The organism is Promicromonospora thailandica, from assembly GCF_024171955.1.
GTDB lineage: Bacteria > Actinomycetota > Actinomycetes > Actinomycetales > Cellulomonadaceae > Promicromonospora > Promicromonospora thailandica.
In genome coordinates this window covers 100,577-120,826 of record NZ_JAMTCS010000016.1, presented here as the reverse complement: position 1 = coordinate 120,826, position 20,250 = coordinate 100,577, and the positions used below count along the sequence as shown (strand labels likewise).

At 74.9% G+C, this 20,250-nt stretch carries 23 protein-coding genes; 14 read left to right on the top strand and 9 right to left on the bottom strand.

Going from position 1 to position 20,250, the window contains the following annotated elements; genetic code table 11:
- Positions 1-89: 89 nt before the first annotated feature.
- Entirely contained in the window at positions 90-476 is a 387-nt protein-coding gene (locus APR03_RS23275) for a VOC family protein (protein ID WP_253839641.1), read from the bottom strand.
- Positions 477-637: 161 nt separating this feature from the next.
- Between APR03_RS23275 and APR03_RS23270 the strand changes: the two genes are divergently transcribed.
- Complete coding sequence (locus tag APR03_RS23270; protein ID WP_253839639.1) at positions 638-1,891, top strand: prolyl oligopeptidase family serine peptidase; 1,254 nt, start codon at positions 638-640, stop codon at positions 1,889-1,891.
- Positions 1,892-1,921: 30 nt separating this feature from the next.
- On the opposite strand, the gene APR03_RS23265 is transcribed toward APR03_RS23270, so the two are convergent.
- Positions 1,922-2,953: a PQQ-binding-like beta-propeller repeat protein gene (locus APR03_RS23265; protein WP_253839638.1), complete on the bottom strand. Its 1,032-nt coding sequence runs from the start codon at positions 2,951-2,953 to the stop codon at positions 1,922-1,924.
- A 41-nt stretch (positions 2,954-2,994) separates the two neighbouring features.
- The gene (locus tag APR03_RS23260) at positions 2,995-3,594 is read right to left on the bottom strand and encodes a hypothetical protein (protein ID WP_253839637.1); all 600 of its coding nucleotides are present in this window, start codon (positions 3,592-3,594) and stop codon (positions 2,995-2,997) included.
- Between the two features lie 86 nt (positions 3,595-3,680).
- On the opposite strand from APR03_RS23260, the gene APR03_RS23255 reads away from it, so the two are divergent.
- The 4 genes from APR03_RS23255 to APR03_RS23240 are packed head-to-tail and all read left to right on the top strand — an operon-like array spanning position 3,681 to position 8,390.
- A complete protein-coding gene (locus APR03_RS23255) occupies positions 3,681-4,877 on the top strand; it encodes a hypothetical protein (protein WP_253839636.1) in 1,197 nt (398 codons plus the stop codon).
- Positions 4,874-5,710: a hypothetical protein gene (locus APR03_RS23250; protein ID WP_253839635.1), complete on the top strand. Its 837-nt coding sequence runs from the start codon at positions 4,874-4,876 to the stop codon at positions 5,708-5,710. Before APR03_RS23255 ends, APR03_RS23250 begins: the two co-directional genes overlap by 4 nt.
- Positions 5,707-7,176, top strand: coding sequence for a hypothetical protein (locus APR03_RS23245; protein ID WP_253839634.1), 1,470 nt, complete (start codon positions 5,707-5,709; stop codon positions 7,174-7,176). Before APR03_RS23250 ends, APR03_RS23245 begins: the two co-directional genes overlap by 4 nt.
- The gene (locus APR03_RS23240) at positions 7,170-8,390 is read left to right on the top strand and encodes a CHAT domain-containing protein (RefSeq protein WP_253839633.1); all 1,221 of its coding nucleotides are present in this window, start codon (positions 7,170-7,172) and stop codon (positions 8,388-8,390) included. Before APR03_RS23245 ends, APR03_RS23240 begins: the two co-directional genes overlap by 7 nt.
- Positions 8,391-8,394: 4 nt before the next feature.
- Here the strand turns inward: APR03_RS23240 and APR03_RS23235 are convergent, their stop codons facing one another.
- On the bottom strand, positions 8,395-9,186 hold the full coding sequence (locus APR03_RS23235) for a maleylpyruvate isomerase family mycothiol-dependent enzyme (protein ID WP_253839632.1): 792 nt from the start codon (positions 9,184-9,186) through the stop codon (positions 8,395-8,397).
- A 168-nt stretch (positions 9,187-9,354) separates the two neighbouring features.
- Complete coding sequence (locus APR03_RS23230; RefSeq protein ID WP_253839631.1) at positions 9,355-9,927, bottom strand: TetR/AcrR family transcriptional regulator; 573 nt, start codon at positions 9,925-9,927, stop codon at positions 9,355-9,357.
- Between the two features lie 73 nt (positions 9,928-10,000).
- Here APR03_RS23230 and APR03_RS23225 point away from each other — a divergent pair, with 73 nt between their 5' ends.
- From APR03_RS23225 to APR03_RS23215, 3 genes are all read left to right on the top strand, one after another.
- On the top strand, positions 10,001-10,594 hold the full coding sequence (locus tag APR03_RS23225; RefSeq protein ID WP_253839630.1) for a dihydrofolate reductase family protein: 594 nt from the start codon (positions 10,001-10,003) through the stop codon (positions 10,592-10,594).
- 446 nt (positions 10,595-11,040) lie between these two features.
- Positions 11,041-11,655 (top strand): bZIP transcription factor, encoded by a 615-nt coding sequence (locus APR03_RS23220; RefSeq protein ID WP_253839629.1) that lies wholly within the window; start codon positions 11,041-11,043, stop codon positions 11,653-11,655.
- Positions 11,656-11,741: 86 nt separating this feature from the next.
- On the top strand, positions 11,742-11,915 hold the full coding sequence (locus APR03_RS23215) for a CsbD family protein (protein ID WP_253839628.1): 174 nt from the start codon (positions 11,742-11,744) through the stop codon (positions 11,913-11,915).
- 57 nt (positions 11,916-11,972) lie between these two features.
- Here the strand turns inward: APR03_RS23215 and APR03_RS23210 are convergent, their stop codons facing one another.
- On the bottom strand, positions 11,973-12,536 hold the full coding sequence (locus tag APR03_RS23210; protein ID WP_253839627.1) for a TetR/AcrR family transcriptional regulator: 564 nt from the start codon (positions 12,534-12,536) through the stop codon (positions 11,973-11,975).
- A 75-nt stretch (positions 12,537-12,611) separates the two neighbouring features.
- Between APR03_RS23210 and APR03_RS23205 the strand changes: the two genes are divergently transcribed.
- From APR03_RS23205 to APR03_RS23195, 3 genes are all read left to right on the top strand, one after another.
- Entirely contained in the window at positions 12,612-13,253 is a 642-nt protein-coding gene (locus APR03_RS23205) for an NAD(P)-dependent oxidoreductase (protein WP_253839625.1), read from the top strand.
- Positions 13,250-14,152: an SDR family NAD(P)-dependent oxidoreductase gene (locus APR03_RS23200; protein WP_253839623.1), complete on the top strand. Its 903-nt coding sequence runs from the start codon at positions 13,250-13,252 to the stop codon at positions 14,150-14,152. Before APR03_RS23205 ends, APR03_RS23200 begins: the two co-directional genes overlap by 4 nt.
- A gap of 80 nt (positions 14,153-14,232) precedes the next feature.
- On the top strand, positions 14,233-14,988 hold the full coding sequence (locus APR03_RS23195; protein ID WP_253839621.1) for a DUF427 domain-containing protein: 756 nt from the start codon (positions 14,233-14,235) through the stop codon (positions 14,986-14,988).
- A 10-nt stretch (positions 14,989-14,998) separates the two neighbouring features.
- Here the strand turns inward: APR03_RS23195 and APR03_RS23190 are convergent, their stop codons facing one another.
- Positions 14,999-15,907 carry a class I SAM-dependent methyltransferase gene (locus APR03_RS23190; RefSeq protein WP_253839619.1) on the bottom strand — a complete coding sequence of 303 codons (909 nt, stop codon included), beginning with the start codon at positions 15,905-15,907 and terminating at the stop codon, positions 14,999-15,001.
- Between the two features lie 525 nt (positions 15,908-16,432).
- Between APR03_RS23190 and APR03_RS23185 the strand changes: the two genes are divergently transcribed.
- Positions 16,433-16,975 carry an HNH endonuclease gene (locus APR03_RS23185; protein ID WP_253839617.1) on the top strand — a complete coding sequence of 181 codons (543 nt, stop codon included), beginning with the start codon at positions 16,433-16,435 and terminating at the stop codon, positions 16,973-16,975.
- A gap of 20 nt (positions 16,976-16,995) precedes the next feature.
- Here the strand turns inward: APR03_RS23185 and APR03_RS23180 are convergent, their stop codons facing one another.
- Positions 16,996-18,009: a magnesium and cobalt transport protein CorA gene (locus APR03_RS23180; protein ID WP_253839614.1), complete on the bottom strand. Its 1,014-nt coding sequence runs from the start codon at positions 18,007-18,009 to the stop codon at positions 16,996-16,998.
- 127 nt (positions 18,010-18,136) lie between these two features.
- Positions 18,137-19,093: an NADP-dependent oxidoreductase gene (locus APR03_RS23175; RefSeq protein ID WP_253839612.1), complete on the bottom strand. Its 957-nt coding sequence runs from the start codon at positions 19,091-19,093 to the stop codon at positions 18,137-18,139.
- Between the two features lie 220 nt (positions 19,094-19,313).
- Between APR03_RS23175 and APR03_RS23170 the strand changes: the two genes are divergently transcribed.
- Both APR03_RS23170 and APR03_RS23165 read left to right on the top strand, forming a co-directional pair.
- The gene (locus tag APR03_RS23170) at positions 19,314-19,571 is read left to right on the top strand and encodes an acyl carrier protein (RefSeq protein WP_253839610.1); all 258 of its coding nucleotides are present in this window, start codon (positions 19,314-19,316) and stop codon (positions 19,569-19,571) included.
- Between the two features lie 90 nt (positions 19,572-19,661).
- Positions 19,662-20,228 (top strand): TetR/AcrR family transcriptional regulator, encoded by a 567-nt coding sequence (locus tag APR03_RS23165; protein WP_253839607.1) that lies wholly within the window; start codon positions 19,662-19,664, stop codon positions 20,226-20,228.
- The last annotated feature ends 22 nt before the right edge of the window (positions 20,229-20,250 follow it).

Genomic DNA, 20,250 nt, shown 5'->3' with positions numbered 1-20,250 from the left:
GAGCCGGCACCCGTACGGTAGCGCTCCCCGGGCGCCGTGGGGGCCACGGCACGCGACGAGTTTTCGCCCGCTCGCCCGGAGCGGGGCGCTCAGTCCTCGATGAGCGCGACGACGTTCCCCGCCGGGTCGGTGAACCAGGCGATCGTGGGCCCCTGAGCAGGGTCGGTGCTGCGCACGACGCCGCGCTCGTCATGGTCGAACCCCGGGTACCGCAGCAGGCTCACGCCCGCCGCCTCGAGCTCGCCGACCGCGACGTCGATGTCCGGCACGACGAGGTTGAGGACCGTGTACGACGCGGGCTGGTGCGCCTCGCCCTTGGCGTAGACGAACACCGAGGAGCCCTCGGTCAGGTCGATCTCCAGGCCGCCCATGGCGTTCTCCCGCGCGGGGAGCCCGAGCGTGTCCCGGTAGAAGCGCAGGGCGGTGGCGGCGTCGTCCACCGAGAAGCCGCTGAAGCTGCGGAGCGTGGTGACCATGACGGTGTTCCTTTCCTCGGAGCAGTACCTGACCGACGCCCCGGCGCGCGAGAACTCATCGGCGGCCCCCGCCGACCCGTTGACGTGCGCCGGGTGCGGTCATAGCCTCCCCCGTGGCCGGCGGTGGCGCCGGTCCTGGCCCCGGACGAAGGAGTTCCGCCATGCGCAGCACCCCGATCTCCCGCCGCTCCCTCCTCGCCTCGGGCGCCGCCGTCGGCGCGTCGGCCCTGCTGGGCGCGCCGACGGCGAGCGCAGCGGGCCACGGTCCCGGCGCCGTGCTGGTGACGCCGGTGGCCGAGGTGCTCGACAGCGGCGAGCAGGTGACGTCGGTGGTGCTGTCCGGCCAGGCGCTGCACCGGGTGGAGCGGTCGTCGGTCGGCACCGCGACGTTCACGGTGCACGTGCGGGCGACCAACCCGCTCAGCGGCGACGTCGCCTACGAGCAGGACCGGACGGTCACCGCCGTGTCCTGGACGCGGCGCGGCGAGATCGTCCTGGAGCTCGAGCACGGGTGGGGCGTGCCCGGCGGGGACACCCTGCAGTACATGGGCCAGTTCGGGCGCAACGTGGTGCTCGACCTCGAGCACACGATCACGCAGACCGGACCCCTGCGGGGCCGGGGCGGGCCGGTCGTGCTCGACGCGTTCCGCGAGGGCCGGGTGACGGACCCGGAGGTCGACGCGTTCTCGCGGCAGGTGACGGCCTCAGGCCTGAACTACCGGCTGTTCTCCCCCGCGCGGCGGGGCGGACGGCGCGGCGCAGCGCTCGTGGTCTGGCTGCACGGCGGCGGCGAGGGCGGTCTGCTCGACGGCGGCCACGACTACTACGACAACGAGACGCCGCTGCGGGCCAACCGCGGGGCGCTGGGCTTCGCCACGCCCGAGGCGCAGCGGCTGTTCGGCGGCGCCTACGTGCTGGCCCCGCAGGCGACGTCCGCCTGGATGCTGGACGGCGACGGGTTCACGCCGCTGGTCCTGGAGGCGATCCGCGAGGTCGCGGCGGCGCACCGCATCGACCCCGACCGGGTGCACGTGGTCGGCTGCTCCAACGGCGGGTACATGTCGCTCAAGATGGTCGCGGAGCACCCCGGGCTGTTCGCGACGTCCACGCCGATCTGCTGCGGCATCGGCCCGCGGGACGGCTCCGGCACGTACTTCGTCTCGGACGCCGAGCTCGCCGCGATGACGACGCCCACGTGGCTCGTGGCGTCGTCCGACGACACCACGCTCGACCCCGAGGACAACACGCTGCACGCCCACGGCCTCATCGACGGCTCGATCATGACCATGTACGACGGCGTGACGCGGGACGGCAACACCTACCCGGGGCACTGGTCGTGGATCTACGTGGCCCGCAACGACCCGCGCCACCACGGCCGGAGCATCTGGGAGTGGATGGCCCGCACCCGGCGCTGAGGCGGTTCAGAACGGGACGCGCGCCGGTGCTCACAGCTGCGTCTGCGTCACCACGCCCTCGGGCGAGACGAGCACGAGGACCCCGAGGGCGCGGGACGTGAGCCCGAACAGCGCGGGCTCCCGCACCTGCACCACGATCACGGCGCCGCCCGACGGCGTGGTGCGTGCCACGGCCACGTGATCGACCTGGTCGAGGCGGTACACCTCGGTGTCCCCGTCGCGGAGCACCAGGTGGGACAGCCCGGTGTCCGCCGGCGTCACGGTGGCGACGAGTCCGGTGGCCGGGGCGAGCTCGCCGTCCGCGGACCGGGGCCACTCGAGCGCGCAGACGTCCGGGACGACGACGCCGGTCGCGTCGTCCACCAGGACCGCCGGGTCGGAGACGTCCGCCGGCGCCCCGGCGTCGACCGACTCGACGTAGCAGCCCCAGCGCTCCGCCTGGCCTGGCGTCAGCGGTGCGGCGGCGGTGCCGTCGAACGGTACGGCTCGCACCAGGTCGGGCCGCGTCTCGGGGAAGCCGTCGTGCGTCGACACGTAGACGACTCCCTCCTGCGGGTCAGCGGCGTCCCCGTCCTCCCACCAGTTCAGCTCGCCGTGGGGCAGGTCGAGGCCCGCGACGTCGGCGCCCTCGGCGACCGTCGACCCGTCGCGCAGGTCGAGGATCCGCAGCTGCTGGTCGTCCCGGACGATCGCGTGCTCGGTCCCCGCGGCCAGGGGCCGTGCCTGCCACTCGGCGGGCCGCTTCCAGAGCCGCTCCCCCGTGACCGTGTCGTAGGCGACCACGGCGTCGGTGCCGGGCAGGTCGTAGGCGAGCACCGCGACGTCGTGCCCGTCCAGGGTGCCGACGGCGACCGCGGGGCGGGGCCACACGTCGCCGCGCGGCAGCACGCCGGTCGGCCCGAGGAGCACGAAGACGACCAGACCCACGGACACCAGCACGCCGAGCGTGAGCAGAACACCGCGCAGGTTGACCCGGGGCTCGTGCGGCAGGCCCAGGTCCTCGGCCCGGACGCTCCGGGGGTACCACTCGTCGGTCGGCTCGGGCGCGGTCGGCTCGGTCACGGTCGGTCCTCCTTCAGGACGGCTGGCTCAGGACGGCCGGCTCAGAACGGGGCAGGCGCCTTGTGCGCGGGCAGCTCCCCGATCTCCTCGGGCTCCCTGCTCCCCCCGAGCGCCTCGGACAGGGCGGGCAGCACCGCGCGGTCGTCCGCGGAGAGCCCGTCGAAGCACAGGACCTCGCCGTCACGGAACGTGATCCAGACCTGCGGGCGGGTCCGGTGCTCGCCCTCCCAGGGTTCCTGCCACAGCACGTACCGCACCGTCGCGTTCTCGTACGGCCACGACCAGCTGCCGCCGCGCTCCCGGATCGCGACGGCGCCGCGGTCGAAGAGGTGGACGGTCGCGTAGGGGTGGCTGAACAGGCCCAGCAGGCCGGGGATGCCGATGAGCACGGCCGCCACGAGGAACACGAGTGCCGCGAGCCCGGGAAGGATCATCCCGACCACGCTCCCCCCGCCGCCCCACGGCGAGGACGCGTACGCGGTCCAGGCGAACGGGACCGGTGCCGCCACGAGCAGCACCGAGATGATGCCCAGCGACCGGTCGTGGGACCGGTTGACGGGGTACGCGGTGCGGTGCGCACCGAAGTCGCGCATCCGCGCGATCGTGAGCGCCGTCCGGCTCGGGGTCAGGTGCTGTGCCATGCGGAGACCGTAGGGCGGCCCGCACCCCTCCCGGTCACAGGTTCCCGCACCGTGCCGCGGGAGCGGACGCCGGTAGGGTTGCGGACGTGATCGCGCAGACCAGGGCACGCGCGGGCGTGCTCGCGGAGGCCTGGCGCGAGCTCGGCGACGACGTCGCCCCCCTGAGCAACGAGGCCGGGCTGCCCCTGGCGCGCACCACGCGGCTGATCGTGGACCCCCTCGTCGTGCGCCCCGTGCGGTACCCGCACCTCGGGCGCGCGCTGCTGGACGACGACGCCGCCCGCGAGCTGCGCGACCGGGTGCTCGCGGCCCGCGCCGACCTCGTCGCCACCGCCGCCTGGTTCGTGCTGATGAAGCGCGCGCGCCGCGCCCGGCGGATCACCACGGGACACCCGCAGGACCTGTACTTCCAGCGCGCCTACGAGCTGGCCCACCGGCACGGCCACCCGGGGCCGGACGCCGCGGACGTGGCGGGCAAGGAGGTCGACGACGTGCACGACGCCGACCGCGTCACCGGGGCCGACCTGCGCGCCTACCTGACCCTGCCGGCGGTGGCGCAGGAGGTGCGGCGCGAGATCGAGGCGGCGTGGGCGGAGGCCGACGCCCACGGCCACCCGGACGCCGCGCGGGTGGCCGCCCTGCTGGACGCCTGCGCCACCGGCGGGCAGGCCGAGCTCGCCGCCCTGGTCGCGGCGGGCGACGGGTCGGCGGCCGGTGCCGCGCTGCGGGCGCCGGGACACGCCCGGGACGAGGGCCTGACGGCGCACGACGTCGTCGCGCCGCCCGAGGTCGGCACGACGGCGTCGAAGAGCGCACTGCCGCCGCCGTTCGACCGGTCGGTGCTCGAACGGCTCTTCGGCGCGGTCGCGGGCCTGGAGATCACCGGGACCGCGGGCCTGCGCCGGGTCGTGGACGAGGAGGCGCGCCGCAGCGCCCGGCCGTGGCAGCTCGCCGACGAGGCGAGCCGCGCCGTCATGACTGCCGGCTCCGTCGCGGCCCGCCTGGACGGCGCCACCGACGCCGCCCGCCGGCTGGCGGGCCGCTGGCGGCGCGAGGCGTTCGTGCGGCAGGCGCTCCGGCTGCCGGACGGTTCCGTGCCCGCCGACGGCGCCCGCACGGCGTTCGTGCGCCGGCTCTGGGTGCGCCTGCAGGGACGCGAGCTGCGCGGCCGGGACCTGCCGGCCGCCGACGTGTGGGACCTGCTCGACGGCGTGCTGCGGTCCGTCGTGCTCGACCGGCGCGACCGGGTCAAGGCCGCGCTCGCCCAGGACGGTGCCCGGTGACCCGCCCCGTCGCGTGGCGCACCGCCGTCTTCGAGGGTGCGGGCGCGCTGCTGTGGTGGGACCTCGGTACGGGCGAGGGCGGCGAGGACGTGTGGGACGCCGCGCGGACGGCGGGCTGGCTCGACGCGCCGCGCGACACGATGCGGCGGGTCGCCCTCGACGCGTGGCGCGCGGCCTGGTGGCCCGCCTCGCGCGTGGCGGACGTCGCCCCGCTCGACCCCCGGGTGCTGTGCGCCCGCCGGGCCGTGGCGCTGGCCGCGCTCGACGGGATCACCGACGACGACGAGGCCGTGGAGCGTGCGCTGCGGGAGCTCGCGGCGCACGAGGCCCGGCTGGGCCCGCTGGAGGAGGCGGCGGTCGGCCCGCTGGCCGCGCGGGTGCGGGAGGTCGCCGACGACCACGGGCTCGCGGGCACGGCGCCGGACGCGCCCCCGCGCCGGGAGGACCTCGCGCTCGCGGCGGGCGGGACGCCGGCCACCGGTGATGTGCTGATGGCGGGCGACGACCGCGTGGACCCCGGAGCCGTGCCGCAGGGCGTCGCCGACCCGCTGGGCCGGATCGCGTGGCAGGTCGGCGCCGCGCTGACCGTGGCGGTCACGGTGCCCGCGGCACCCGTGGCCGGTGACCCGGAGCCCGTCGTCCTGACCGCCGTGGCCGACGGCGTGACGGTGCCGCTGCACCGGGCGGGCGACGCCTGGTGGGGCGAGGTGCCCGCGCCCCCGGCCCTGCTCACGTCCCGGCCGGTGTTCCGGCTGGTGGTACCCGGGTTCGCGGCCGTGCCGGGCGTGGACGCCCGGCGGCTCGTCGAGATCGCCCGGGAGGTGGGGCCGTGAGCCGCGACCTGAACACGCTGGGCCGCGTCATGGCCGAGGCGTACGAGCGCGGGGGCCACGCGGCCGCCGCACCCGTCGCGGAGGCGATCCTCGCCCGGGTCGGCAAGTGGTACCTGGGCACCCACCCCGACGCGCTGTACCTGCGCGCCCGCGTGCGGCACGTGCTGTCCCAGGCCGCCGCCGACCGCGGCGACCACGCCGCGGCGCGCGAGCACGTCGCGGCCGGGTTCACGGCCGTGCGGCGGGCCGCCCGGCTGCGCGACCCGCGGGTAGCGTTCGAGACCGTGCTGCTGCTGACGGCCCGCGCCGACCTCCACCTGGTGGCCGGCGACCGGGCGGCCGCACTCGCGGACTACGACGCCGCGCTCGCGACCACCGACCCGCTCGGCCACCCGATGTGGTGGGAGGGGCAGGTGCACGCGCGGCTGGGGCGCGGGTCGGCCCTGCAGGAGGCCGGTGACCTCGACGGCGCCGAGCGCGAGACCCGCACCGCCCTGGCCGTCGCCGCCGAGCACGAGCCGCGCCTCGTGTCCCTGTGCCTCGACCGGCTCGCGCTCCTGCGCCGCCTCGCCGGCGCGGCTGCCGGACCGCAGGCCCAGGCCGCCGAGGCGATCGCCGCCACCCAGCTGCTCGACGCCACGCGCCGGGCCGAGCGCGCCCGGCACGCGGCGTCCCTGGCGCTGGAGCAGGGCGACGCCGACGCCGCCGGGCGACACCTCGCCGACGCCGAGCAGGAGTTCCTGGAGGTCGGCGACGAGCGCCGGGCAGCCGCCGTGGCCGCCGTCCGCGCCGAGGCGATGCGGCTGCGTGGCGACCTGACCGGAGCGGTCGCCGAGGCGGAACGGGCCGCGGAGCGGTGCCGCGCCGTCGGCGACACCGCCGGCGAGGCCGAGGCGTACACCGTGCTCGGCCTCGCGCTCGACGACGCCGGACGCAGCGCCGACGCCCTCGCGGCGCACGACCGGGCCCGCGCCCTGGTGACCGGCCCGGCCGAGCTCGTGCGCGTCGACGTGCGGCGCGCCGTCGCGGCCTGGAACGCCGCCGTGTACCGCTTCGGCGAGACACCGGGGTCGGCGTTCGCCGTGGCGCCCGGGGTGCTCGACCGGGCGATCGACATCGCCGTTCCGTGCGCCCTGGCCGCCGACGCGATCCGGTTCGGCATGCCCGCCGGCGAGCTGCGCGAGACCTGGGCCCGCGAGGTCTCGGGCCGGATCGTCGACTCCGCGCTCCAGATGCTCACCGTCGCCCACCGGGAGGAGGAGATCCTCGACCTGCTGGAGCACGTCGCGGCGAGCGCCGTCGCCGAACCCCTCGCCGCCGCGGACCACGACCGGGACCTGCTCGCCGTGCCGCCCCGGGTACGGTCGCTGCCCGGCACCGCCTCCCCGATCGGCTGGGCCCTCGACGCGGTGCCCGAACGCTACGGGATCACGGCCCGGACCGACGAGGAGGTGGACGCGTGGTGAGCCTGCTCACGCCCGATCTGGCCGAGATCGCCGACCTGCCCGGCGGGCGGCCGACCGTGCAGGTCAAGTACGTCGACACCTCCGACGGCGGGCTCTGGGTCACGTGGCGCTGGGAGCACGCCCTGGACCGGCCCCGCCTCGCCGGGATCCAGCCGCCGCTCCCCGCGCTCGCCGCGCTCCGGGCCGCCGCCCCGCGACCCGCCGACGGTGAGACCGTCCCCGACGCGCTGCGCCGCTCCTGGGCCGTGCTCGGCGACGTCGACCAGGAGATGCGGCTGGCGGAGGCGCTCGCGGGCGCCCTGTTCCCCGCGCCCCTGGTGGCCGAGCTGGAGCACTTCCGCGCCCGGCGCCCGCACCTGCGCGTGCAGGGGTCGCCCGCGCTCGCCGTCGTGCCGTGGGAGGCGCTGCGCGTGGACGACGGCGAGCGCCTCGTGCACCGCTGCGACGTGTCGCTGCTGCTGCCCGCGTCCGTGCGCGGCTCACGTACCCGGACGCCGGCGCCGCACCGGCCGGGCGGGCCCGTCGTGGCCGCCGTGAGCCCGGTCGTGCCGGGTGCCGTCGCGAGCCTCGAACCGGTCATGCGAACGTCCGAGCCGCTGGTCGAGGCGATGCTGGCCGGCCTCGGCGACCGGCTCCGGGGCACGCCCGCCGAGGGCCCGGTGCGCTCGCACCTGGACCGCGAGCGCCTGCGCGAGCTGCTCGCGGACGCGGCCCGCTTCCTCTACGTGGGGCACGTGAGCGCCGGCACGTACGCGCTGGGCACGAGCCTGCACCTCACGGACGGCCCGGAGGCGCGCGGGCGTGCGCCGCTCGTGAGCGGCGTGCACCGCCCTCTCCTGGCGGCCGACGTCGCGCTCGACGGGTGGGCGGCGCCGTCGCGGGTCGCGCTGGTGGGCTGCGCGTCGGGCGGCGACACCGCGTACGCGGACCCGGCGGGCCTGGTCGCGGCATTCACGGCCCGCGGGGCGCAGTACGTCACGGCGGCCCGCTGGGCCCTGCCGACGGACGCGGGCCTGGACGCGCTGACGGGCAGCGGCACGCGGTCGGAGGCGTTCGCGCGCGCCGTCGTGGCCGTGGACGCGGCGCACGAGGCCGCCGACCCCGTGGCGGCGCTGGGGGCGTGGCAGCGGGAGCAGGCCGAGGCGTGGGAGCGCACGGGCGACCCGGCGCACTCCCCCGTGGTGTGGGCGGCACTGGGTACCGCCTGGAGCTGAGCGGTCAGTCGGCGACGTGGGCGGTGTTGTCGAGCCAGTGCCGCACCAGCGCGGCGTCGCCCTCGACGCGGAGGCCGGTGCCGCCGTCGTCGAACGGGAGCCGGCGTACCAGGGTGAGCAGGAGGGCGGCGGCCGGGCCGGTCACCGTCACGTCGGCGGGTCCGGTGCCGGGCCGCCACGTCGCGCCGTCCCGCTGCCGCTCGACGAACCAGGCGTCCGCCGTGTCGGTGGACTGCCACTGCAGGGTCTGACCGGTGCCACGGATCGCTCCCGCCGACTCGGGCCGCGCCACCGACCAGGTCGGGGAGGTCAGCATGGCCAGGTGGTGCCCGATCAGGGCGGTCGCGACGTCGGGCTCCACCGCGGCGTCGCGCCCCGCCGCGCGGGCGCCGTCCGTCCCGTGCACGACCGCCTCGTTGAGCACGTTGAAGAGCCAGAACCTCGCGCCCGGCCGGTCGTCTCCCGCGGCGTTGAGCACCGGCGCGGCGAGGGCGTCGTCGGCGAAGGCGCTCACGACCCGCTGCGCCGACTCCTCGAGCCACGGCGCCCATCGGTCGGGGTCGGCCGGGGCGTCGGGCGTCTGCGTGGGCAGGTCGGCGAAGTCGGTGACGCGCCGCTCCATGATCTCGGCCGTCCAGTGCTGGGTCTGGCCCACGTGGGCGACGAGGTCGGCGACGGTCCAGGCCGGCGCGGTCGGCACAGGAGCCTGCGGCCCGGCCGCGGCGGCCGACCCGGCCAGCCGCCGCGTGTGCTCCAGGATCGCCCGGCGGGCGCTGTCGGGGGTGAGCTCGGGCATCGAGCGTCCTCTCGTCTGATGTGGGTGTGCTCTGTCCGACCGGGTGTGGCGCCGGGACTCATCGGTGGTCGGTGGAAAGACTCTGGTCCCCGGCGGGCGCAGAGCCTCCTCATGGGTTCACGTCGGTCAGAAGCACACCGAAGTCGCCACCAGAGAGATGCAAGGGCGTCACTCCTGCGGCAGCAGACCCGCCACCAGCGCGTCGATCACGTCGTCGACCGGGATGTCCGGGTCGACCGGCGTGGTCAGCCGGTCGAGCAGCAGCCCGTCCACCGCGTAGTGGAACAGCGCGATCTCCAGGCGTCCGCCCGGCAGCCCCGCCGACCGGTTGAACGCGACGTCGGCGTCGAACTCCGCACGCAGCCACGGCGCGAGCACCGCCGTGAGCTCGGGCCGGCGCGCGGAGTCCAGGCGCAGCTCGAACAGGGCGCGGGTCACGTCCGGCTCGCTGCTCAGGCGCCGCACGATGTCGCGCAGGTAGTCGGCGAACAGCGCCCGGCCGGGCTGCTGCCCGGCCCGCAGCGCGAGGTCCTCCTCGGACGGGGCCAGGCGCTCGCCGATGCGCTCGAAGAGTCCCGCGACGAGGGCGTCGCGGCTGCGGAAGTAGTTCGACGTCGTGCCCGTGGGCACGCCGGCCTCGACGTCGATCGCGCGGTGCGTCAGGCCCCGGGCGCCCTCGCGGGCCAGCACGGCGATGCCGGCGTCGGCCAGGGCGCCGCGGCGTGCGGTGTTCTTCGCCATGCACCGAGGGTAGCGCCGATCACTACAGGTGTTGTAGTTTCTAACCACTGCACCTGTAGTGATTGGATGACTGATGCGAGAGCTCACCTACTACGTCGCCGTCAGCCTCGACGGTTTCATCGCCGGCCCGGACGGCCAGTTCGACGCCTTCCTCGCCGAGGGCGATCACATGGGCCCCGTCTGGGCGCGCTACCGCGGCACGGCACCCACCCGGCTGGCCGAGGCGGTCGGCCTCGAGGTGGACGACGGCCCGTTCGACACCGTGCTCATGGGCTGGAACACGTACGCCGTCGGCCTGCCGGACCACCATCTGGCCAGCCCGTACGAGCACCTGCGGCAGGTCGTGTTCACGCGGACGCACGAGGCGCCGTCGGGCAGCGACGCGGTGCGGTTCACGGACGCCGACCCCGTGGAGACCGTGCGCGCCCTCAAGCAGGAGGAGGGCAAGAGCATCTGGTTGTGCGGCGGAGGCGCACTGGCCGCGACGCTCGCCGACGAGATCGACCGCCTCGCCCTGAAGATCAACCCGGTGCTGCTCGGGGGCGGCGTCCCGCTGTTCGGCCCGCGCGGCTACGCACCCCGGAGCTGGGAGCGCACCGGCACGCGGGCGTTCGACTCGGGGGTGGTGCTCGCGGAGTACGCGCGGAGGCCAGAGGCAGCACGCTGAGCAGCGACTGACCGGCCGCCCCGCGGCCCGCGCCGAGATCTGGTGGTGCCCGCGTGAGATCTGGTGATTGCGCCGAGATCTCGTTGTGCGCTGCCAGATCTCGGCGCCGACACCAGATCTGGGCGACAAGGCACCAGATCTCAGCGGCGGGACCCGCCGGTCACCAGAGACCGCGCTTGCTGCTCTTGCTGCGCTTGCTGCTCCCCCACACCCCCTTGGCCAGGTTCTTGCTCCGTCCCTTCGTGGTGCTGCCCCACAAGCCTCGCTTCAGACTCTTGGCACGGGACTTGCGACCCCACAGACCAGCCATCGACGACCTCCTCGTTGGACGGACCTTCAGGCTACGGGCACCCCCGGCCGAGGGCATCACGCCAGGTCAAGCGGCGGGGGCGGGTGAACCACTACGCTGTGCCGCGACTTCCACGACGAGGGACTGGGGCAGGGGCATGGCAGAGGGATCTTCCGACTCGAAGACACCGATCGTGGTGGCGCTCATCGCCACGAGCGGTACGGTCCTGGCCGCGGTGATCGGCCTCTTCTCCGGCGCCCTCGAGGCGCCCGGGCTCACCGGCCAACCCGGGTCGTCCGACCTCCAGCACACCGTGCAAGCTCTTGAGGACAAGGTGAGCCGGCTTGAGCAGCGCAACCGTGAGCTGGAGAACCAGCTCACCGAGGCTCCGGAGCCCTCCACCGTCGCGAACTCCTCAGAGCCGGAGGCCGGAGTCGCCCGGGAGACGGAGGCACCCATCCGCCTGAGCAACTACTCCTGCATCGACCTGGACAGCAAGGCGCCCGACTGGGACGCCAACGACGACTTCAGCGGTGACCTCTGTTTCGGTTCGGGCCTGGTCGAGGCCGAAAACATCACCGTGTTCGACGAGGAGCCTGACCTCGCCGACTGCACCGCGCGCACGCAGATCGAGGACTCCGTGAAGTCCGAGAGCCTCCTCGACAAGTTCCTCTGTCTCGACTCCAGCACCGGCCGGACCGCGCGGGTTCACGTACCCGACCTGGACGCCTCCGCCCCGACGATCGATCTCGAGATCGTCGTCTGGGAGTAGCTCAGGCGGCCCGGCGACGGGTGGCGAGTGCGCCACGTTCGGGTCACGGTGAAGACGCACCATCCGAGCGACGAGCGGAGAGAACCATGGGCATCGACGACAAGTTCAAGAACGCCGCCGAGGACGCGGGGGGCAAGCTCAAGGAGACCGCCGGCCGGGCCACGGACGACGAGGAGCTGCAGGCGGAGGGTGAGACGGACCAGACCAAAGCCTCGCTCAAGAAGGCCGGCGAGAACGTGAAGGACGCCTTCAAGGACTGACGAGGGCGGCGGAGCGCGCACCCGCGGCGTCGGACGGACAGCCGGCCCGCCGGGCCCTCACGCGGACCAGGTCCCGACGGCGTCCACGGCGGCGTCGACGACGGCCGGGTCCGCGCGCGCGTGCTCCAGCACCGCGCGGTAGTGCACGGCGCCCAGGACGAGGGCCGCAGCCTGGTCCGCCGGGACGCGCAGCTCGACCTCGCCGCGCTCCGCCGCCTCGGTCAGGGCGCTCGCGACCCGGTCCCGGAGCACGGAGGTGAACCGCTCGCGGCGTCGGTCCATGGCCGCGTCCCACACCGAGGCGCTCGCGAGCGTGGTGGCCACGGCCCGCACCTCGGTGAGCTGGAGCTGGTCGACGAGCTCGGCGACGGTGCTGCGCAGCCACTCCCGGGTGGGCGTGCGCGGCTCGGAGAAGAACGGGAACGGCACGGTCTCCATGACGTCGCCGAGCAGGTCCTCCGCGCGCGGCCAGTGGCGGTAGACGGTCGCCCGCCCGACGCCGGCCTGCGTGGCCACCTGCACGTGCGTGACCGCGCCCGGGCCGCCGCTCAGCAGCAGCGAGCGCGCGGCGTCCAGGATCGACGCGCGGCTCCGGAGGTACCGGGGATCGGACCTGTCCATGGCGCCAGCATAGGCCGCCTCGCCTCACTGTGAGACACATTGACTCACAGCGGACGGGGTGCCATCGTGGCAACTATGAAACAGAATGTCTCACAGCCCCTGCGGCTGCTGGTGCTCGGGGCCACCGGACAGACCGGGCGGCTGGTGGTCCGGTCCGCGCTGGCCCGCGGGCACGCCGTGACCGCCGTCGTCCGCCGGGCGGGAGGGTTCGCGCCGGCCGGCACGCTGCGCGAGGCCGTGTGGCCCGACCTGGGTCACGCTGCGCCGCTCGGGCGGGCCCTGACCGGGGTGGACGCGGTGATCAGCACCCTGGGCGGCACGGACCGCCGTCCGCAGAGCGTGTGCGCCGACGCCATGCGCGCGACGATCCCCGCGATGGAGGCACGTGGGGTCGACCGGCTGGTCGTCGTGTCCGCGTACGGCGCGGGCGACAGCCGCGACGGGTCGCTGTACTCGCGCGCCGTCTGGGCGGGCGTACCGGAGAAGATGAAGGACAAGGAGGCCATGGAGCGGCGGGTCGCGGCCTCACGGCTGCGGTGGACGATCGTGCGCCCGGCGGCCCTCTCACGGCGGCCCGGCCGGGGCCGGTACACCGTCGGCGACGACCTGCCGGTCCGCCTGTGGAGCTCCGTGTCCCGGGCCGATCTCGCCGAGCTCCTCGTCGACGAGGCCGAGCGGCCGCGGTTCGTCCACCGGTACCCGCGGGTGCGGCGATGACCGCCCTCGACGGGACGACCGCCGTGGTCACGGGCGCCTCGGGCGGCATGGGGCGCGTGATCGTCGCCGAGCTCGCCCGGGCGGGAGCGCTGGTCGTCGCCGTCGCGCGCCGGTCCGAGCGGATCGACGCGGTGCGGGCCGAGGCGGCGAGGGCGGGCGCACCCGGCACGATCGAGGTGGTGACCGGCGACCTCGCCTCGCTCGCGGGCCTGCACCGCGTCGCGGAGGCGGTGTCCGCCCGCCACGCCGAGGTGCACGTGCTGGTGAACAACGCGGGCGCGCACTACGCGGACCGCCGTGTCACCGTCGACGGGCTGGAGGCCCACGTCGCCGTGGACCACCTCGCCGCCTTCGGCATGACACGGCTGCTCGACGCCCCGTTGCGGCGCGGCAGTGCGCGGGTCGTGGACGTCGTCTCGGACAGCGTGCGCGACGCGCGTCAGGTGCGGTTCCCCGGCCCCGCACGGCCGCCGCGGGTGACGGCGCAGGACGTCGCGGACCTCCGGCGGGTCAACCCGGCGGACGGCTTCGTACCGTTCGAGGCGTACGCCCGCGCCAAGCTGCTCACCGTGCTGGCCGGCCGTGCGGCCGCCCGGCGGCTGGGTACCGACGGGGTGACGGTCAACGCCGTCCACCCGGGGCTCGTCGCGACGGAGCTGGTGGACGGCATGGTCCCGGCCGGGCTGCGGCCGTTCCGGTGGCTCGTCCGCGCGGCGCTGCTCACCCCCGCCGAGGGCGCCGCCGCCGCCCTGCGCCTGGCCACCGACCCGCTGCTCGACGGCGCGACCGGGCAGTACCACGTGCGGGACCGGGAGACGCCGCTGCCGGCCGTCGCCGACGACGTCGACCTGCAGGAAGCGGTGTACCGCGCCGGCGACACGTTCCTGCGTGACGGGTGAAATAACCCTGCGGCCTGCGAGGTTGCCTCTCGCGTGACGGCGCGGACGCCGCCGCGCGACCGACGACGAGAGGTTTCCCCGTGCCCGACATCGTGACCAACCCGTTCGTGATCCCGGCCGGCACCGTGCAGCACGGCCTGACCCGGGTCCGCGCCCTCAGCCAGGGCGTGGTGGTCGCCGACGCCGTGCCGCTGCTGGTGTGGGAGTACTCCTACGCGCCCCGGTACTTCTTCCGGGCCGGGGACCTGAAGGCTGAGCTGCGCCGGTCGGGGCTCGGGGAGCGCTCGCGCGTGCTCGGGCGCAGCGAGGTGTACGACGTCGTGCTCGGCGACCGCGTGCTGCCCGGAGCCGCCCAGCGGTACCCCGAGGCGCCCACGGAGGGCATGCGGGGTGCGTTCACGCTGACCTGGTCCGCGATGGACACCTGGTTCGAGGAGGACGAGGTGATCCACTTCCACGCCCGCAGCCCGTACGTGCGGGTGGACACGCTGGCCTCCAGCCGGCACGTGCGGGTGGTGGTGCGCGGCGAGGTGGTGGCCGAGTCGCGCCGTCCGGTGATGCTGACCGAGACCGGGCTGCCGGCGCGGTACTACCTGCCCCGTGCGGACGTGCGGATGGACCTGCTCACGCCCACCGACGCCGTGAGCTACTGCCCGTACAAGGGCACCGCGCGCTACTGGTCCGTCCGCGTCGGCGACCTCGCGCTGCACGACGCCGTGTGGGGGTACGAGGCGCCGCTGCGCGAGGCGCACGGGGTCGCCGGTCTGGTGTGCTTCTGGCCCGAGCGGAGCACCGACGTCGAGGTCTACGTCGACGGGGTGCAGATCGGGGTGTGACCCGGCCGCCTCAGACGTCGGGGCGCAGCTCGAAGTCCCAGGCCACCACCTGGGACCGGCCGGCGTCAGCGGCGGCGGCCGCGTCCGGCACCCAGGTCGCCAGCTCCCAGATGTCCGGCGGGCCCGGTGTCAGCGGCGCGGGCTCCGCGTCGGGGCGCGGGGCGTACGGCGAGGCGAAGAACTCCTCGCACGCCCGCACCACGAACCCGTGCGGCAGGGCCGCGCGCAGGTAGTCGCTCGTCTCGTGGCTGCCGCCGGGCATGTACCCGACCCGGCCGTCCGGCGTCCGCTTGACCAGCGGGAAGAGCGGCGAGCGAGGGTAGTAGCCGCGTACGTCGAGCGTGATCAGGTGCCCGCCGGGACGCATGACGCGGGCCGCCTCGGCGAAGAAGGGCCGCAGGTCGGTCACGTGGCTCAGCGCCAGCGTGCAGGTCACGTGGTCGACATCGGCGTCGGGCAGCGGCAGGGCCGCGAGGTCGCCCTCCAGGAGCGTGGCCTCCGGGACCGCCCTGCGGGCCAGTCCGAGCATGCCCGGGGAGCCGTCCACGCCGACGACGTCGTGCCCCCGGTCCACGAGCTGCCGCGTCACCGCGCCGCTGCCGCACGCGGCGTCGAGCACCCGGCCCGTCAGGAGGCGGTCGAGCAGCGGGGTCAGCAGCTCGTCCCGCAGTGGGAAGCAGCTGTTGCCCTCGGCGTCGTAGGTGGCGGACCAGCCGTCGTAGCCGTCACGCACCGAGATGGGGTCGACGTCGACACCCGGGCCGATCTCGTCCGCCCGGTCGAGGAGGCTGCGGACCTCTGCGAGGCGCGCCTGCGTGAAGGCCTGGCCGTGCTCCCCCGCGAACGCCCGCAGGAGGGCGACGCCCTCGAGGCCGAGGAGGTAGGCGAGGGGGTCCTGATGGATGGGGGCAGGGGGCACGGGTTCGATCGTGCGACGGGTGACGCAGCGTGGTCCAGGGAAAATACGCCTTGACGGGTCCCCGCTCCTGACGGAGGCTGGCCGCGTGAGCCTGTCCGCCTACCTCGACCTCACCCTCGGTGAGGCGGAGCGGCAGTGGCTCGAGATCCTGACCCGTCCCGACCTGACGTCGGGGCGCGAGCGGGTCAAGCACCTGCCTGTCGAGACGCTCCTGGCGGGTACCGTCCGCCTCGTCGCCAACGTCAGGGCGGGCGGCGGCGACCGGAGGTTCCCGTACCCGGTCGCGGAGCTCGCCCGGCTGTTCCGGCGCAAGCCGAACGCCGTCGCGTCGAAGGTCGAGAACCTGTCCGGGGTGCCCGGCCGCGACCGTGGGGCAGCCACGGACATCGAGCTCGGACAGCGGCTCTCGGCGTCCCCCGAGACGCTCGCCCACCTCTACCGCATCGTCCTCGGCGGCGCCCGGAGCGTCGGCATCGGCACCGACCGCCTGCCGGACTTCCTGGGCATCGAGCACAGCGGCGGTCGATGGTGCTGCTGGGCCAGGACGAGCTGCGCGAGGACGACCTCCAGGCCGTGCTCGAGCGGGAGCTGCCCGCCCTCGTCCCCGAGGGCACGACGACGGACAGCACCACCGAGCGGGCATTCGTGCAGATGCTGCGCATCGGCCAGAGCGCCTTCGCCAGCCAGGTGCTGCGCAACTACGGCGCGGCCTGCGCCTTCTGCGGCTTCACGTTGGACGACGGCGAACGGCCCACGCTGCTGCGTGCCGGGCACATCAAGCCGTGGCGGGACTCCGACGACCGCGAGCGCATCGACGTCGCCAACGGCATCGCGGCCTGCCCCACGCACGACGCCGCCTTCGACGCCGGACTCATGACGCTCGACCCCGCGGGCGACCACCTGACGGTGAGCATGTCACCGCGCTTGCGGGCCGCCGCGGACCACGTCCCCGCGACCGCCCGGTACTTCACGGGCGAAGGGCTGCGGCAGAAGATCGTGCTGACGCCGCCCACGGTCACGCCCTCGACGAAGTACCTCAGGTGGCACCGCGAGCACGTCTACGGCTAGCCGTACCGACCCGGCACCGCTCACATCCACCCCCTGCGCCGGAACACCACCCACAGCACCACCGAGAACACGACCATCGCCCCGACCGCCAGCGGGTAGCCGAACGTCCAGTGCAGCTCGGGCATGTGGTCGAAGTTCATGCCGTAGATCGCGCCGATGAGCGTGGGCGCGAAGAGGATGGCCGCCCAGCCGGAGATCTTCTTCATGTCCTCGTTCTGGCGTTGCGCCACCAGCGTCGCGTTGACGTCGAGGATCCGCCCCAGGGCGGCCCGCAGCTCGGTCACCTCGGTGACCGCGCGAGTGAGGTGGTCGGCAACGTGCTGCAGGTACTTCCGCAGGGGTTTCGCGATGCCGTGGCGCGCGGAGCCCCGCCGCAGCCCGTCGAGCACGTCGGCGAGCGACGTCGTGGCGTGCTGGAGCTCGACGACCTCGTGACTCAGCCGGTAGATGCGCTCGGTGGCAGCGGCGTCGCCGCTGAAGACCTGCGCCTCGATCTGGTCCTTGTCCTCGGCGAGCCCCTGCAGCACCGGGTCGTACCCGTCGACGACGGCGTCCAGCAGCCGGTAGGCGACGGCCTCCGGCCCGAGGTCGAGGAGATTCTCGTCGCCGAGCAGGGCGTGGTCGCCCCGGTCGACGACGTCCGCCGCGGTCGAGGCGTCGGCGCCGTCGATCCAGCGGCCGTCCTGGCACAGGATCGCCACGGCCTGGGGCCGCAGCAGGAGATGGAACTCGGCGAAGTGGACGTCCTCCGTCTCGTCCACGTACCAGGCGGACCGGGCCACCAGGAAGACCACGTCGCCGTAGCGTTCGATCTTGGGTCGCTGACCGCCGTCCCGGAGGTCCGCGGCGAGCACCGGGTGCAGGCCCCAGGCCTCGGCGAGCTCCTCGACGTCCTGCGCGGTGGGCTCCGGGTAGAGGAGCACCGCCGTCCTCCCCGGCCCGGCCTGCGCGAACCGCAGCGCCTCGGCGGCGGACTCCTCGGGCGGGCCGGCCGACAGGCGCCCGTCGGTGACGTACCTCGTGCGTGGCGGCATCGCGCATCCTTCCCGACAGGCCCGGTGCGGGTCAGGGTCAGCGTAGGTTCGGCTCGGTCTCCACGCACGCAGCCTGCGGAATCCAGTAGCAGTCCTCGCCATCGCCGACATCCGCGCCTGGAGCCCGTCAGTCCGGATCGCCCGGCACGAGCTCGATCACGACCTTCCCATGCACGTGCCGCGCCGCCTGGAGCTCGACCGCGGCCCGGATCTCCTCGACCGGGAACCGGGCGGCGATCGGCACCCGCAGCCGGCCGGCCGCGACGAGGCGTGCGATCTCCTGGAGCCGCTCCGGGGACGTGCTCGCACCGTTCGCGGCCGTGATGCCGTCGACCTTGGCGGCGATGGTGGCGATGCGCGCGTCGGGCACGCCGAGCTCCCGCCCTACCCGCACCGTGCCGGTACCGTGCAGGTCCAGCACGGCGCTGACCCCGGTGGGAGCGAGCGCGCGGACGCGGTCGGCGAGGCCGTCGCCATAGGTCACAGGCTCCGCGCCGAGGGCACGCAGCGCGTCGGCCGACGACGCCGACCCCGTGCCGATCACGCGCGCACCCGCGAGCCGCGCGAGCTGGACGGCGAAGACCCCGACCCCGCCGCCCGCACCGCCGACGAGCACGGTGTCACCGGGCCCCGGGTCGACGGCCGCGAGCGCCGCTGCCGCCGTCCGCCCCGCGATGGCCAGGGTGGCGGCCGTGCGTTCGTCGAGGCCGTCGGGGGTGGGGTGCGCCTCGCCGCCCGCCGCGATGGCGCCGGCCTCGTCGACGACGACGTGGTCGGCCAGCGCGCGCGACAGCGCGCCGCCGAAGACCCGGTCGCCGACCGCGAACCGGCGCACGCCGTCGCCCACCTCGTCGACCACCCCGGCGTAGTCCGTGCCGAACCCGCACGGCAGGCTCAGGCCGAAGCGTGCGGCTGTGTCGACGTCGGAGGTCATGTACCAGTCCATCGGGTTCAGCCCGGCCGCGGTGACACGGACGCGGACCTGCCCCGGCCCGGCATGGGGTTGCGGCACCTCGCGGACGGCGAGGGCCGCGGGCCCGTCGAACGACTCGAGCTGGACCGCCCGGCTCGTCTCGCTTCTCATCCAGCCTCCACCTCGGTCGCTGCAAGCGGATCACGCTCCGCTAACGCTCACACTAGCACAAGCGGAACATGATCCGTTTGCGCTCGCCGGGGCGCCGTGCGCGGTGGGTTGCGAGCGGGAGTCACCCTGCGATGGTGGAGATCGGTCCGGATGAGGGCCGTCCCACCCGTCGTGCGGCGCCCGACGGACGCCGCCGAGACAGGCACCTGGAGGATGGATCATGGCAACCGGAGAGACTGGATTCGACGACGTCACGTTCGACCTCATCTCTGTGCAGTACCACTCGCTCAAGGCTGGCCACGACTACGGTCAGTACGTACGCGACGCTCGCAACGCCGGCGTCGACGAGATCGCAGAGTTCTTCGAGAAGGTGATGGCCGAGGACTCGGAGCGCGCCCAGCAGTGCCACCGTTTCCTCGCCGACCTCACGGCGCGCGGGACTTCCGCGACGTCACCGCAGGGTGGGAGCGAGGGGTAGCCCGCCGGCCTGCGCCAGATCGTGGAGGAGCCGCGGCGGACTACGATCCGTCTCATGGTCCAGCCCAGCATGCGGCGAGCGTGATCCGTCGTGGCGTCTCCCGAGCTCCGTAGGCCCCGGGCCGACGCGGCCCGCAACCGTGACCAGCTGCTGGCCGTGGCCACCCGCCTGTTCGCGTCGGCCCCCGCAGAGCCGTCGATGCGGGCGATCGCCGCCGAGGCCGGGGTGGGCATCGCGACGCTCTACCGACACTTCCCCACCCGCGAGTCGCTGGTCGACATGGTCTACCGCGACCAGGTCTCACGCCTGACCACCGGGGCCCACGACCTGCTCGGCCGGTTCGACCCGCCCACGGCGCTGCGCCGGTGGATGGACCTGTTCGGCGACTGGATCGCGACCAAGAACGGGATGCTTGACACGCTGCTCGCGATGATCGAGGCGGGCGAGATCGCCCACGCGGAGACGCGGACGGAGCTGCTCGGGGCCGTCGACACCCTCCTGGAGGCGGGCCGGAAGCGCGGCGAGGTGCGCACCGACGTGCCCGCCGAGGACATCGCGGCCGCCCTCGTCGGCATCTTCACCGTGGCCGGCGCGCCCGGGCAGCGGGACCTGGCCAGCCGCCTCCTGGACCTGTTGATGGACGGGCTGCGCGCCTGACGGCGCGCGGCACGCTCAGCGG

Excerpts from the sequence above, each read along its gene's own strand:
- APR03_RS23185 (WP_253839617.1), top strand. The coding sequence starts at position 16,433 with ATGGTGCTGCTGGGCCAGGACGAGCTGCGCGAGGACGACCTCCAGGCC.
- APR03_RS23180 (WP_253839614.1), bottom strand. The coding sequence starts at position 18,009 with ATGCCGCCACGCACGAGGTACGTCACCGACGGGCGCCTGTCGGCCGGC.
- APR03_RS23270 (WP_253839639.1), top strand. The coding sequence starts at position 638 with ATGCGCAGCACCCCGATCTCCCGCCGCTCCCTCCTCGCCTCGGGCGCC.
- APR03_RS23170 (WP_253839610.1), top strand. The coding sequence starts at position 19,314 with ATGGCAACCGGAGAGACTGGATTCGACGACGTCACGTTCGACCTCATC.
- APR03_RS23215 (WP_253839628.1), top strand. The coding sequence starts at position 11,742 with ATGGGCATCGACGACAAGTTCAAGAACGCCGCCGAGGACGCGGGGGGC.
- APR03_RS23235 (WP_253839632.1), bottom strand. The coding sequence starts at position 9,186 with ATGCCCGAGCTCACCCCCGACAGCGCCCGCCGGGCGATCCTGGAGCAC.
- APR03_RS23260 (WP_253839637.1), bottom strand. The coding sequence starts at position 3,594 with ATGGCACAGCACCTGACCCCGAGCCGGACGGCGCTCACGATCGCGCGG.
- APR03_RS23275 (WP_253839641.1), bottom strand. The coding sequence starts at position 476 with ATGGTCACCACGCTCCGCAGCTTCAGCGGCTTCTCGGTGGACGACGCC.
- APR03_RS23205 (WP_253839625.1), top strand. The coding sequence starts at position 12,612 with ATGAAACAGAATGTCTCACAGCCCCTGCGGCTGCTGGTGCTCGGGGCC.
- APR03_RS23230 (WP_253839631.1), bottom strand. The coding sequence starts at position 9,927 with ATGGCGAAGAACACCGCACGCCGCGGCGCCCTGGCCGACGCCGGCATC.
- APR03_RS23210 (WP_253839627.1), bottom strand. The coding sequence starts at position 12,536 with ATGGACAGGTCCGATCCCCGGTACCTCCGGAGCCGCGCGTCGATCCTG.
- APR03_RS23220 (WP_253839629.1), top strand. The coding sequence starts at position 11,041 with ATGGCAGAGGGATCTTCCGACTCGAAGACACCGATCGTGGTGGCGCTC.
- APR03_RS23225 (WP_253839630.1), top strand. The coding sequence starts at position 10,001 with ATGCGAGAGCTCACCTACTACGTCGCCGTCAGCCTCGACGGTTTCATC.
- APR03_RS23175 (WP_253839612.1), bottom strand. The coding sequence starts at position 19,093 with ATGAGAAGCGAGACGAGCCGGGCGGTCCAGCTCGAGTCGTTCGACGGG.
- APR03_RS23200 (WP_253839623.1), top strand. The coding sequence starts at position 13,250 with ATGACCGCCCTCGACGGGACGACCGCCGTGGTCACGGGCGCCTCGGGC.